The organism is Corallococcus carmarthensis, from assembly GCF_003611695.1.
Taxonomy (GTDB): Bacteria; Myxococcota; Myxococcia; order Myxococcales; family Myxococcaceae; genus Corallococcus; species Corallococcus carmarthensis.
Map to the genome: position 1 here is coordinate 1 of NZ_RAWE01000255.1, position 13,088 is coordinate 13,088.

The 13,088-nt window shown below is 69.1% G+C and carries 11 protein-coding genes; 2 read left to right on the plus strand and 9 right to left on the minus strand.

What is annotated here, in order from left to right; genetic code table 11:
- The 5 genes from D7X32_RS38700 to D7X32_RS38720 form a co-directional block, all read right to left on the minus strand.
- Positions 1–186 (minus strand): hypothetical protein (locus D7X32_RS38700; protein ID WP_147450436.1); only part of this gene is annotated, 186 nt, incomplete at its 3' end.
- Positions 187–188: 2 nt separating this feature from the next.
- The gene (locus D7X32_RS38705; protein ID WP_120607543.1) at positions 189–1,052 is read right to left on the minus strand and encodes a hypothetical protein; all 864 of its coding nucleotides are present in this window, start codon (positions 1,050–1,052) and stop codon (positions 189–191) included.
- A 3-nt stretch (positions 1,053–1,055) separates the two neighbouring features.
- Positions 1,056–1,445: a hypothetical protein gene (locus tag D7X32_RS38710; RefSeq protein ID WP_120607544.1), complete on the minus strand. Its 390-nt coding sequence runs from the start codon at positions 1,443–1,445 to the stop codon at positions 1,056–1,058.
- 15 nt (positions 1,446–1,460) lie between these two features.
- Positions 1,461–3,047: a phage tail sheath C-terminal domain-containing protein gene (locus D7X32_RS38715; RefSeq protein WP_120607545.1), complete on the minus strand. Its 1,587-nt coding sequence runs from the start codon at positions 3,045–3,047 to the stop codon at positions 1,461–1,463.
- Between the two features lie 186 nt (positions 3,048–3,233).
- Positions 3,234–3,719, minus strand: a complete 486-nt coding sequence (locus D7X32_RS38720) for a hypothetical protein (protein ID WP_120607546.1) — start codon at positions 3,717–3,719, stop codon at positions 3,234–3,236.
- A gap of 543 nt (positions 3,720–4,262) precedes the next feature.
- On the opposite strand from D7X32_RS38720, the gene D7X32_RS47685 reads away from it, so the two are divergent.
- On the plus strand, positions 4,263–5,627 hold the full coding sequence (locus D7X32_RS47685) for a M57 family metalloprotease (protein ID WP_120607547.1): 1,365 nt from the start codon (positions 4,263–4,265) through the stop codon (positions 5,625–5,627).
- A gap of 99 nt (positions 5,628–5,726) precedes the next feature.
- On the opposite strand, the gene D7X32_RS38730 is transcribed toward D7X32_RS47685, so the two are convergent.
- Positions 5,727–7,490 (minus strand): serine/threonine protein kinase, encoded by a 1,764-nt coding sequence (locus D7X32_RS38730; RefSeq protein ID WP_120607548.1) that lies wholly within the window; start codon positions 7,488–7,490, stop codon positions 5,727–5,729.
- Positions 7,491–7,614: 124 nt separating this feature from the next.
- Between D7X32_RS38730 and D7X32_RS38735 the strand changes: the two genes are divergently transcribed.
- Positions 7,615–9,576 carry an ABC-F family ATP-binding cassette domain-containing protein gene (locus D7X32_RS38735; protein ID WP_120607549.1) on the plus strand — a complete coding sequence of 654 codons (1,962 nt, stop codon included), beginning with the start codon at positions 7,615–7,617 and terminating at the stop codon, positions 9,574–9,576.
- A gap of 4 nt (positions 9,577–9,580) precedes the next feature.
- Here the strand turns inward: D7X32_RS38735 and gspC are convergent, their stop codons facing one another.
- From gspC to D7X32_RS38750, 3 genes are all read right to left on the minus strand, one after another.
- Positions 9,581–10,456 (minus strand): type II secretion system protein GspC, encoded by an 876-nt coding sequence (gene gspC, locus D7X32_RS38740; protein WP_147450437.1) that lies wholly within the window; start codon positions 10,454–10,456, stop codon positions 9,581–9,583.
- Positions 10,457–10,619: 163 nt separating this feature from the next.
- Positions 10,620–12,095: a M35 family metallo-endopeptidase gene (locus tag D7X32_RS38745; RefSeq protein WP_158625838.1), complete on the minus strand. Its 1,476-nt coding sequence runs from the start codon at positions 12,093–12,095 to the stop codon at positions 10,620–10,622.
- 184 nt (positions 12,096–12,279) lie between these two features.
- Positions 12,280–12,981 carry a TFIIB-type zinc ribbon-containing protein gene (locus tag D7X32_RS38750; RefSeq protein ID WP_120607552.1) on the minus strand — a complete coding sequence of 234 codons (702 nt, stop codon included), beginning with the start codon at positions 12,979–12,981 and terminating at the stop codon, positions 12,280–12,282.
- Between the last annotated feature and the right edge of the window lie 107 nt (positions 12,982–13,088).

A 13,088-nucleotide genomic window follows, 5' to 3' on the forward strand; every position in this document is an offset into this window, starting at 1 on the left:
GGGCGGGGGCATGTCGCTGGGAGGTGCGCCAGCGGCTTCCCGGAAGGACTCGCCGGCGGGCTCATCCGAGGCCTGTGGGGGCTCGGGAAGCCGGACACCCAGTTGCTTCGCGACGGACTCCATCGCCCGGAGCGCCGGGCGCGCGAGGAGCGACGTGAGCTCCCGGGTCGTCGTGGAGACGCGCACGGTCAGTCCTCCACCTGGATGACCACCGCGTCCGGATGATCCGCGAGGCTCGGCGCCCGACCCACGCGCGCGGGCCTCGGTGCCGGAGGCTCCGCCACCTCCAACAGCGCCAGCAGCCGGTCGACCTCCGCCGCGGGAGTCTCCCAGACCTGGGACGGCGTCCATCCCAACGCCTTGCACAGCCGCAGCGTCACCCGCGCCAGCCGAGGGTTGTCCACATCCGGGGACTTCAGCCGCGAGTCCTCGTCCCGCGCCCCCATGTCATTGAGCGCGAGGGCCGCATCCAGGAGCGCGACCGTCGTCGCCCCGTCGAGCATCGACAGCTCCACGCCCGCGGGCTCCAGCGCCACGACGGAGGCCCGGAGCATCAGGCGCAGATACCGCTCCAGCCGGAACTCCTGGCCACCCCCGGCACTGGGAAGGGTGCTCTCGTTCAAGGCCCTGGAGCGCTCCACGAAGGTCCACGGGCGCAGCCGGGCGCGCACGGCGCCCGCTCGCAGCCACCCGTCCTCCTGGAGCCCGGAGCCGGCTTCGTATCCGCCCGACGCAGCCCACCAGAGCGCCACCGGCGCCAGTTCCTCCATGAGCGCCGCCGGGACCGCCAGGCCGCGCATCACCTCGCGCGCGAAGCCGGTGGCATCGAAATGCAGCCCCTGCCCGTCGACGCTGGCGTGGCGGTCGAGCGCCCACAGGTGTGCGTCGAAGCCCCAGCGGCCGAGCCGCACGCGCTCGCCCGCGGCGGTGTCCACCTCCAGCGCCTCACCGGGGACCTCCACGCGCACGAGGAAGCACCGGCCGTCCACCTCGAGGGAAGAGGGGACGGTGGCGCTGGGCTCCCAGGCCGCTGGCGTGGGCTCCCCTGGCACGCGCTACTCCTCGCGAACCCGCGTGGCGGTGAAGGCGTAGGTCGTGGCCGCGCTGCCGTGCGCGTCGACCTGGAACGTCTTGCCTTCCACGTAGCAGTCGTCGAAGGACAGCGTGCGCGTGTCGTCGGTGCCCTCGGTGCGCTTCAGGCTGGTCACGAGCTGGAACTTCGCGCGGTCCTGCAACAGCGTGTCGAGCCCGAAGTGGGCCGAGCGGATGACGAGCTCTCCCTGCACGGTGCGCAGGCCGAAGATGACGTCCACCCGCTCGTTGGAGCCGATGGCGCGGATGTCCTCGCGCTCGGTGACGACGCGGAAGACGAGGGACTGGAGTCCTTCGACGGGGCTTCCGTCGACGAGGACGCTGCTACGGTTGGCGGAGAAGACCGTGGGCATCAGCGTGTTTCCTCATCAAACCTGGACCGTGATGGTCGCGTAGATGTAGTCGATGGCGCGCACGGGCCTCACGGCCATGTTCACGCGGACGATGCCCTGGGCGAAGTCGGCCTGGGACGAGTAGACCTCCACTTTGAAGGCCGGGTCCTTGCCGTCCGTGGATGGGACCAGGGCCCCGTCCTTCTCCATCTGCACCAGCGCCTCCACCAGCTTCTGCTTGAGGGCGGTGCGTCCGTCCGCGTTGTTCAACAGGCCGATGAAGAGGTCACCGACCTGCTTCAACATGCGCACGGCGCGGTCCGCCACGCGGCGGACGTTGATCTGATCTCCGTCGGTGGTGAGGCCCCGCAGCACGATGGTGCCGCGCCCCCGCTCCAGCACCACCGGCACCACGTTGCCCCGCAGCAGGGCCTTCTGCTCCTCCGTGGAGAGGGCGGGCAGGTCGGCCAGCCCCGAGAGCCGCTTGAAGGTGGGTGACTGGAAGTAGGGCAGGCTCCCCACCATGCCCGTGACCGCGCCCACGGCGCCGTTGGGCGCCACCAGCACGAACCGGTCGCTCACCAGGTTGTTCGCCAGCTGCGCGTGCGTGTCCAGGCTCCCCGTCCGGGGCACCTGCCCGAACCCGACGCGGCCCCGGCACTCGTCGCTCAGCGCGTTGCAGTGGCTGATGACGGCGCCGTAGATGCGGGCCACCTTCGTCAGGTCGGAGAAGTCCTGCACGGCGGCGAGCACCATGTCCACGTCCGACTCGTCGCGCAGCCGGTCCAGCGCCGCGGCGTAGTCGGCGGCGCTCGCGTCCTGCCCGCCCGTGAGCGTGTACTCGTCCGCGCGGGGCCACCCGAGCGCCTTCGCCTCGTCCACCTTCAGGAAGGACGAGCCCCGCAGCGTGGCGGTGAACGCGGTGAGCGTCTGGCCGCGGTACATCTCCAGGACCTCCTCGCGGCCGGCGACCCGGCGCAGCACCTTCAGGTCGAAGGAGACGGACTGGTCGAGCGTGTCCCGGTACGCCACCTGGACGAGGAGCCCGTTGGCCCACGGCCCCGGCGCGCGCGCGGTGAGCGTGAGGCCCGCCTTGTCGTTCGAGACGTCCGAGCCCGCCTTCTGGGCGGCGGTGGCGTCATCCAGGCGCGCCTTGGCCTCCACGGAGCGGGCCTCCGCCTGCTTGACCGCCACGGGGTCGGAGGACGCGTTCGCCTTGAGCGCGTCCCACTGCCGTTTGGCATCGTCCGCTGCTGCGGTGGCGTCGCGGACCCCCTTGTCCAGCAGGGCCCGGAAGGCCTTGGCCTTCGCCTCGTCACCGGTGAGGGCCACGCGCGCGGTGGCGCCCGCGTTCGCGGGCAGCGGGGAGATGACCAGCTCGGAGACGCCATTGTCCAGGGCCTGCCTCGCCTCGGGCAGGCTGTAGGCGCTGGCGCGTCCCAGGACCTCCACGTAGCGCGGCCAGCTTCCGGCGCGCGTGACCTGGGTCTGGTCCTGGTCGGTCTGTTCGATGCGTTCGGTGAAGCCGATGAGCCCCAGGACCCCGGACGGCGCGAGCTGCTGGGGCAGCACTTCCTTGACCACCGTTACCTGGACACCCGGAATGATGAGGCCACTGGCCATACGCGCTCCGTACCCTCGGGAACGAGGGAGGTGGATGCCCTGCTCAGGGGGCAGGGACCCCGGGCCGCGCACGCGGACGGTGCTCCGTGCACCTCTTCCCCCGCGCGGCCCTCTTCACGTGTTGGTGGAAGGAAGGGGAGTCCCCGCGCGTCGCGAGGCGGGTGCTCCCCGGAGTGAGCCGCGTGCTCAGGCGGGGAGCGCCAGCCCCGACTTCTTCAGGGCGGCGACGGTCTCGGCCGCCAGGGCCTCGACCTTGCCCGCGAGCGCGCCGATGACCTTCATCAGCAGGTCGACGATGGCGCCGATGTGCTCCACCCCCGCGCTGACGAAGTCGGCGATGACGTTGAGGAAGCGCTTCGCCGTCTCCGCGAAGCCCTGGGCGCTCGAAGGCAGCAGGTCCAGCGTGGAGGCGACCACGTCCCGGCCCGCGGTGATGACGTCCTTGATGCCGTTGAGCACCTTCGGGTCGGTCAGCTGCTTCACGATGCTCGCCACCGAGTCGAGCACCTTGCTCAGCGTGGTCTGCACGGCGTCCAGGATGACCGTGGGGAGCTGCTTGAGCACGTCCTTGAATCCCTGGCTGGTGACCCCCGTGTAGAGCTTGTACAGCGCCTGCTCGATCTTGATGGCGGTGTTGTCGACCGTCGAGAGCACCGTGGATGCATCCGGCATGCGAACATCCTCTTCGATGAAGGAATGGGAATGACGTCGGACCGCTTGGGCGTCCGTGATGCGATGGCGTTGTCCGGGATCGGACACATGGTATGGCTCCCTTCACTCAGGTTGCAAGTGAGTTCATGTCTCAAGGAGCGCTGTCTTTTGGGACCACGCGCGCGTCATCCACTGCCGATGCACCGCGGCGAAGAGTGGGCCGGAGCCCCGCACGGGACCTGGCGGGATGCCATTGCCTCGTCGGGCTTGGGATGCAACAGGTTGCATCCTGCCGCGTCACGAGGCCCTGGTGGACCGTGCGTCGAGGTCCGGCATGACCGCCCACGGGGGGCCGGCGGGCGGCTGGCACGCCCGCTCCTTCAGCTCCTGGTGACGGCAGCGGATTGCCTTCGCCAGGCTCGACGATCTGGCTGAAGCAGGAGCAAATCAAAATTTTCTGGTATTTAACTTTTGCTGGTTTTCCATGTTTTTGGCTGGGTTTGGCGCATGCATGGATGGGGATGCGCGGTCGCGCGCTGTCCTTTCCTCGAACAAGAGGTTCGCATGCGTAGACTCACCATGGCGTTGCTGGTTGGTGTCTCCCTCACCGGTTGCGGAGGCGACCCGGCAGTGGAGAACCAGGAGATCATCTCCAACCTGATCGAGGCCGGCTTTCCAGCCAATGACATCCAGGTCTTCGACGGAGCCGTGTACGTGGGGCGCGACGCTCACGTGACCCTCGAGGCGTCCCGCGAGATGCTCCAGCCCCTGGAGGGGAGCGCCGAGCAGTACCGCACGACGAACCAGGTCGGCATGGGCGTGACGAAGATTTGCGTCAACCCCACCGCCACGTTCAACAGCTATCCCAACCTGAGCCAGGGCCTCGACCTGGCCATCGCCAACTACAACGAGCAGGGGCTGCGGCTCACCTTCGCTCGCGGACCGACCACCGGCTGTACGGCGAACATCACCGCGGAGACCACGTCCGGTACCGGCGGACAGGCGGGCTTCCCGTCGAACGGGATGCCCTATGGGGTCTTCTATATCGGCACGGGTTTGGACAGCTACAGCGCCGACGTGAACGAGCACGTCATCACCCACGAGCTGGGCCATGCCATCGGCTTCCGGCACTCGGACTACTACAACCGCAGCATCAGCTGCGGCGCCGGTGGCGACGAGGGCGATGCCGGCGTGGGGGCCATCCTCATCCCCGGGACGCCCACCACGGCCACGGTGGGCGGCTCCATCATGAACTCGTGCTTCCGGTCGACCGAGACGGGCGAGTGGACCGGTTCGGACATCACCGCGCTGTCGGCCCTCTATTCCACGGGCGGTGGGGTCGTGAGCTGCTCGAGCTACAGCATCACGTCCTATCGCGGGCAGAACGGGACGCAGATCCGCTGCGGCTGCGGCGCGGTGGGCTCGGGCACCGTGTGGGGGACGGACCTCTACACCGACGACTCGAACGTCTGCGTGGCCGCGGTGCATGCCGGCGCGATCTCCACGGCGGGCGGGACGGTGGTCGTCACCATCCTGCCGGGGCAGGCCAGCTACGCGGGCACCACTCGCAATGGCGTCACCACGTACTCCTACGGCGCCTGGGCGGGGAGCTTCTCGGTCAGCGGCCTGACGCCTCCTCCGAGCGCCTGCTCCAGCTACGACTTCACGTCCTACCGCGGCCAGAACGGGACGAGCATCCGGTGTAGCTGCGGTCCGGTGAGCGGCGGCACGGTGTGGGGGACGGACCTCTACACCGATGACTCGGACGCCTGCGCGTCCGCGGTGCACGCGGGGGTGATTCCGGCTTCGGGTGGGAACGTGTCCGTCACCATCCGTCCAGGGCAGGCCAGTTACACGGGCACCACGCGCAACGGCATCACCACGTACTCCTACGGCGCCTGGTCGGGGAGCTTCTCCCTCAGCCCGTAGTCGCCGCGTTCGCATCCGGACCGAGAGGCCCCTGGGGGCGGTTGCTCCTGGGGGCGGGCGACAGCCTTCCGGAAGCGGTGGGAATCGCCCCCTTCGGGCCTACTCGAACACGCCGATGCCCGGGTCGTTGCCGCCGGAGGGCTTCGACGGCTTCGTGGGCCGGGTCGGCGGCGCGGCGCGGACCGGCTCAAGCCGCACGGCCACCGGAGCGACGGTCGCGTCCGCGTTCCGGCTGAAGTCGAGCGGCCGCATGACCTCCTGATAGCCGGCGAGCTTGAAGCGCAGCTCGGTGACCCGGGAGCGCGGCAGCATCAACTTGGTGGGCGTGGTGCCGATCTGCACATCCCCGTCGAAGATGGCCGCGCCCGCGGGCGTGGAGATGACCTCCACCGTCACGTCCTGCGGCAGCGCCGCCGGAGGAGGCGTCGTCGGGAGCGGATCCGGCGCGCGCGTCGGCGGAGCCTCCACGGGCTGCGTCCTCGGCTGCGTCACCGCCACGGGGACTACCGGCGGCGGGTCATTTCCACGGTCCTTCGTCATCACGAACGCCACGCCCGCGCCAATGAGCAGCAGCGGCACGCCGATGATCGCGGCCTTCACGCCCCCGGACATGCCCTGGGGCGGGGGTGGGGCCTCGGGCTCGGCCTGCCGGGGCGCGGGCGGACGCGCACGGTTGGCGGGCGACAGCGGCGGGTTGGCCGCGCTGGTCGTGGCCCGGGGCGCGGCGCCCTGAGGCGCTCCCGCTGGCGTGGTCCCCCGGGGCGGAGCCAGACCCACGCGCGAACCCGTCTTGCCCGGGGCCGGCGCACGGCCCGCGCGGCTGCCTGAACCCAACCGGCTGCCCGAACCCGCGCGGCTGCCAGAGCCCGCGCGGCTGCGGCTGCCCGTCCCTCGCTCCGCACCCGGCGTGCCGCCCGTGGGGTGGGCGTCCAGCTCGTCGGCGGACAGGCCTTCCACCGCGTCCAGCAGCGCGTCGATGAACTCCTGCGCGTTCTGGTACCGGTCCTCCTTCTCCGGCGCGAGCGCCTTGGCGAAGAAGGCATCCAGCTCCGGCGGCACCGGCGCGCCCTGGCGCTTGCTGCTCACCGGGGGCACGGGCTGCGTCAGCGACGCCGTCAGCGCCTTGCGCACCGTGTTCGCGCCGTAGGGCGAGCTGCCCGTGAGGCAGAAGTAGAGCACGCCCGCCATCGAGTAGAGGTCGGAGCGCTGGTCCACGGACTCGCCGCCGGCCTGCTCGGGCGGCATGTACTGCGGGGTGCCCAGCACCTGGCCGGTGGAGGTGAGCTGCTCCTCCTCGTCCTGCTCCAGCGCCTTCACCAGACCGAAGTCCAGCACCTTGACGAAGTCCTTCCCGTCGAGCGCCTGGACCATGATGTTGTGCGGCTTCAGGTCGCGGTGGACGCAACCCTCCTCGTGCGCGTGCGCCAGCCCCAGCGTGGCCTGCTCCAGCAGGTTCACCGCGCGGCGCAGGGTCATGGGCCCTTCGCGCTTCACCAGCTCCTTGAGGCTTTCGCCCTTGAGGAGCTCCATCACGTAGTAGCAGGTGCCGTCCGCGGCCCGGCCGAAGTCGAAGATGGTGATGACGTTCGGGTGGCGCAGGCGGCTGGCGATCTCCGCCTCGCGGCGGAAGCGCTCGAAGAACTGGGGCGCCGCGGCGAGCGACGGGTTGAGCGTCTTCACGGCCACCGGGCGCTGCACGGACGTCTGGGTGGCGCGGAACACCATGCCCATGCCGCCCTGACCCAGGACGCTTTCAATCTTGTAGCGGCCGTCCAGGACCTGGCCCAGGAGCTGGAGACTCTGCGCCGCGCACAGGTGATCTTGACCTTCGGTACTTCCGCAGTGGGGGCAGGGGGCGGCCATGGGTGCCGGGAGTATAGGCAAGCCCCGCCTTCCGCCCAACCGGGGAGATGTGCTCCCTGGGCAGTCAGGCAGGCATCAGAACCGTTCCCGTGGGGCTTCCCGGCTGTTATCTCCCCCCTCCGCCATGAGCCTCGTCATCGCCCAGGACATCAGCCTCGCCTACGGAAAGAAGGTCCTCTTCGACGAGGACAATTTCACCCTTGGTCCCAGGGACCGGGTGGGCCTGGTGGGGGCCAACGGGACGGGAAAGTCGTCCCTGATGAAGATCATCGCCCACGCGAGCCAGCCGGACGGGGGCACCGTCCAGTACAGCCGCCGGGCCCGGGCGGGCTACCTCCCCCAGGAGATCGCCGGCCTGCCGGAGGGCACCGTCGTGGAGGCGGTGATGAGCACGGTCCCCGGCCGGGACTCGATGGAGTCGCGCCTGAAGGACACGGAAGGAGCGCTCGCCCAGGCCACGGACGAGGAGGAGCAGCTGGAGCTGGCCCAGACGCTGGCGGACCTCCACGCGGAGCTGGACGACTTCGAGAACCGCTACGGCCGCCACCACGCCGAGCGCATCCTCAAGGGCCTGGGCTTCAAGGACGCGGACCTGTCCAAGCCCACCCAGGCGCTGTCCGGAGGCTGGCGCATGCGCGCGGCGCTGGCGGGCCTGCTGCTCCAGGACCCGGACCTGCTGCTGCTGGACGAGCCCACGAACCACCTGGACGTGCCCACGCTCGCGTGGTTCGACGGGTTCCTGCGCCGCTCCAACAAGGCGATGGTGCTCATCTCCCACGACCGCGACTTCCTCAACCGGCAGATCAACCGGGTGGTGTCGCTGGAGATGGAGGGCGTGCGCGAGTACGCCGGCAACTACGAGGACTACAAGCGCCAGCGCGCGGAGGAGATGGTGCTCCTCCAGGCCCGGGCGGAGAAGGTGGAGCAGCGCCGCGCGGAGCTGCAGGGCTTCATCGACCGGTTCGGCGCGAAGGCCACCAAGGCGAAGCAGGCACAGAGCCGCGCGAAGATGCTGGCCAAGCTGGAGAAGGTCCAGGTCCTGGAAGAGCGCCAGACGATGAAGTTCCGCTTCCCGGAAGTGGAGCGCAGCGGCCGGGACGTGGTGTTGATGGAGGGCATCACCAAGCGCTACGGCGCGCTCTCCGTGTACGACGGGCTGGACGCGCGGCTGGAGCGGGGCCAGCGCATCGCCGTCGTGGGCGCGAACGGCGCGGGCAAGACGACGCTGCTCAAGATGGTGGCGGGGGAGCTGGCGCCGGACACGGGCAAGGTGTCCCTGGGGCACAACGTGGTGGTGGGCTATTACGCGCAGCACCACGCGGACAAGCTGAACCGCGACAACACCATCATCGAAGAGGTGCGGCCCCTGGCGGCGGACAAGCCGGAGAGCTACGTGCGCGGCGTGCTGGGCGCGTTCCTCTTCAGCGGCGACGACGTGGAGAAGCCCATTGGCGTGCTGAGCGGTGGCGAGCGCGCGCGCGTGGCGCTGGCGAAGCTGCTGCTGATTCCGTCCAACTTCCTCCTGATGGACGAGCCGACGAACCACCTGGACCTGGACTCGTCGGAGATGCTGATTGAAGCGCTGAAGCTGTACGGCGGCACGCTCTTGTTCGTGAGCCACAACCGCAGCTTCATCAACAACCTGTGCACGCACGTCTGGGAGGTGGCGGACGGCAAGCTCACGTCACACCCGGGCAACCTGGACGAGTACCTCTACCACCAGGAGCAGCAGCGCCAGGCGGCGGAGGGCGCGGATACGGGGGCGTCGAGCGGGAAGGGCGGCACGGCGGGTTCAGGCCCGGTGTCGGAGAAGGAGCGCAAGCGCCTGGAGGCGGAGGCGCGCCAGCGGCGCTCCGTGGTGGAGGGCCCCATCAAGAAGGAGATCGCGAAGCTGGAGGAGCGCATCGCGAAGGTGGAGGCCGAGCAGAAGGAGCGCGAGGGGCAGCTGGCGGACCCGGTGCTCTACAACGACTTCGCCCGGGCGAAGCCGCTGATGGACGCGCACCGGGTGGGCAAGGAGGAGCTGGAGGACCTCTATGCCCGGTGGGAAGTCGCGCAGGAGAAGCTGGCGGCGGCGCAGGCGTAGGGGCCTACCGGACGTCGAAGGTCTTCCGGACCGGGGCGCCGCCGCGTTCGATCTGAAGCTCGATGCGCGGGGCATCGCGCAGCTTCGTGAAGGCCTCCAGCGCCTTGTCGGGGCTGTCCAGGTCCAGGCCGTTGATGCGCTGGAGCACGTCTCCATTGCGCAGCCCCAGCCGTGAGTAGAACGAGTCCTCGCGGATGGAGAACAGCTTGAAGCCCACGGGACGGCCGTCCTTGAAGGCGGGGACCACCCGGGCCTGCATCGACAGCTCGGGCAGGTGCGTGAGGGCTTCGGCCATGTCCTCGCGGGGCACGGCGTAGGTGCCTGGGCCTGTCTCCCGGATGCCACGGCCCAGGCCGGAGCCTCCTGGCTGCGCCGCCCCCGGATGGACGTTCACGGCGACGGGCGCCACGCTCGCGGAACCGTCGACGTACTCGAGCCGCCCGTCCACCAGCAGCAGGATGCGCTCCCGCTCGATGGCGAAGACCCGCGCCCCCTGGATGGTGTCACTGACCATCAGGCTGTGCGCGCTGCCGGCCGGAAGCTCATGGATGGAGGCCATGGACCACCGGGGATCCTGCGCCACCAGGGTGCCCAGTAGCCGGATGCCCAGCATGCTCCGGCGGAGGTCCGGTGGCGGCTCTGGCGCCGCCGCCACGCGGGTGACGGACGAGAGCCCCGTCAATTGAGCCAACCGGGTCCCATCCAGCGCCGTCACGGGAGGGCCGTTCGGCGGCACCGGCGCCCCAGCCCACGTGTCCCGGATGCCGGGCATCACGAGGGTCGTGAACAGCTGGTTCACGATCAGCGCGACCGTCAGGGCGCACGAAAAGACAAGCAGGACGAACAAGCCCTGAATGGGCCGCTGCATTTCTCGAATCACGGGAAGGCCTCCTTGTTTGGAACAGGGAGGCCTTGAGCAAGACAAGGGCCAGCGGCTGCCCCAGAGTGAGCACTGTTCGCGCTCACCCTGGCGGTGGACCCCGTGTCATGGAGCGGGGTCCCAGGAATGACAACCCGTCATGACACGGTGTCCGGGCCCGCGTTCAGTGGCTGTAATAGAAGGACGAGCCCCAGACGGACGCCGTGCGGCTGGCGGGAGCCGCGCCGACATAGCAGTGCGCACCATCGAAACCTCCAATGGCGCACGAGGGGAGCGGCGTGATGTAGAGGTTGTTCGCGTACGTGAAGGACGTCGAGCCCCAGGGCAGCGGCATGACGAAGCAATTGGCCCCGTCGAAGGTCGACGGCGCGGGGCATGCATTGCCGGGTCCAGGCGTCAGGTAGAGATTCCCGGACCAGACGAAGGAGCTGGTGCTCCAGGCGGGGTAGGGAAGGATGTAGCAGTTCGCCCCGTCCCACATGGAAGGCGCCGTACACGACGTGCTGGAGCCCGCGTTGACGTAGTAGCTGTTGTTGTAGATGAACGGCGACAAGCCGGCGGGGATATTCATCACGTGGCAGTTCGCCCCATCCCAGTTCGCGGTGATGGGCGCGCCCGTATGGGACGTCACGGTCGGCGCACAGGGATTGTAGGGGCTGTACGGCGTGGCCTCGGCGAAGTACTCGTGGGAGTCCGCGTTCTTGATGGCGTTGCCAGGGTTCGAGTTGGCGAGCTGCATGGCGCCGGATTGCCCGTACTGGATGTCATCCGTGTCGGCGACCACCCGGAAATGGCTGACTTCGTGAACCAGGGTCCCGGCCTTGGAGTCCGTGCCCGTCATCGGCGCGGGCCAGAAGAGGGAACAGAGGTGGATCTTGTACTCCTGCCGCGGCCTCACGAAGGCATACGCGTTCTTGTTGCAGTTGCAGTAGATCTTGAACGTCTCGTTGTCGATCGCGTTCCGGATCTTCCGGAAGTGCTCCCGGACGGTGCTGTAGCGGGAGCCATCATAGGCTCCGAACCAGGTGGTGTAGCGGGACGTGTTGCTCCCGGCCACCAGGTAGTCATAGGCATCATCCGCGTAGTTCAGGGCGTGCTCCCGCGCGGTCTCCAGCGAGCTCTTCTCCGAAGCGCTGCAGGACTTGAACTTCTCGTTGCTGCCATTGACGATCTTGGTGACCGGTCCGTCCTCCTCCACGTCGTCCGGATCGACCGGAGGCTTCCGGCCTTCGATGTCCAGGAAGATGACGTTGGAGAAGGCGACCGCCTGGTCCGACCCCGCGCTCAGGACCTCGGTCCTATACTGGACCGCATAGGTCCCGGAGACGGAGAGGTCGTAGTTGTCCCAGAGCGAGGCGACGCCCGAGATGCTCTCCCCCGGCTTCAGCGTCAGGTAGTCACGGTCCTTGGGGGCCGCGCGCTTGTAGATCCGGCCGATGTACTCCACCGGCTCCCGCGCGAGTGAGACGGAAAGGATGTCCGCTTCGATCCCCTCGACGACCGGCGTGTGGTAGCCGAGGATCCGGACCGGGCTCGTGGACACGTTCGTGAACGTGACCTTGAGGTCCACGGGCGCGTCCGCCGGAAACCGCGTCGCCTCGGACGTGAGCTGGATTTCGATGGCCTCCTTGGCACTCACGTGGAATGGGATTGAGACGAGCGCGGCCACGATAAGACATGTCAATTTCATCCGTCTGCCCCTGGCTGGGTGTGTTGCCCTGGCAGGGTGCAATACCCTGGGTGAAATGATCAATGTGACAATCGCGCTACTCGGAGCGCCGGTTTGTAACCAGAACCGCTACAAACACTTTCGTGACACGTGGCTACTTGAAGATCTTCGACAGCAGCCACACCACGGCGGACTCGGCGGCGCTGTTGTTCAGGTGCCGGGCCCGGCGGCCGTAGGTCTCGCTGGGCTGGGCCTTGGTCAGCTCATCCGTGTAGGGCGCGGAGCCTTCTGGCGCGCAGCTTCCGCAGAACAGCCGCTCCTCCCAGACGAAGCCGTAGCGCGCATCCAGCCTCCGGCCACACGTCACGCAGGCCGGCTCGTCCCCCAGGCGCACCTTGGGCAACAGGCTCAGGCTCTTCCGGGTGTCGTACTCGTGCTCGAAGTCGGCGGCGATGGGCTGCGGCTCATGGCGGGGGGCGGGCTCCGCTGCCTTCTGGAGCCGCGCCAGCTCCTCCGCGTCCAGGGCCACGCCCCGGCACTTCACGCAGACGTCCACCGTCACGTCCCGCAGGTCCACCGCCGGTAGCGGCGCGCTTGCGCACGTGGGGCAGGTGGGCGCCTGACGCCCGCAGGAGGGACACCCCGGGACGTACTGGAGCGAGGCCTCGCAGCCCTTGCACCGTCCGGGCTTGCCCTTCGCCTGCTCGAACACCGCCGTCAGCGTGGGCCCGCCGACGACCCTCGCCAGCATCTCCTCCTCGAACCAGGCGGCGCCGCAGGCACCGCACTCGTCGCGCACCAGCCCCCGGGCGTAGGTGTTGCGCATCGTCGTCTGGCAAAAGGGGCACGCCTGCATGGCGTCCGCCAGCCTACCGGGTCTTCCCCGGAAACGGGATGCCGGGGGCCTTTCCGCGAGCCTCACCCCGCGCGGCGGCGCTTCTCCTTCTTCGGCTTGGGCTCGGG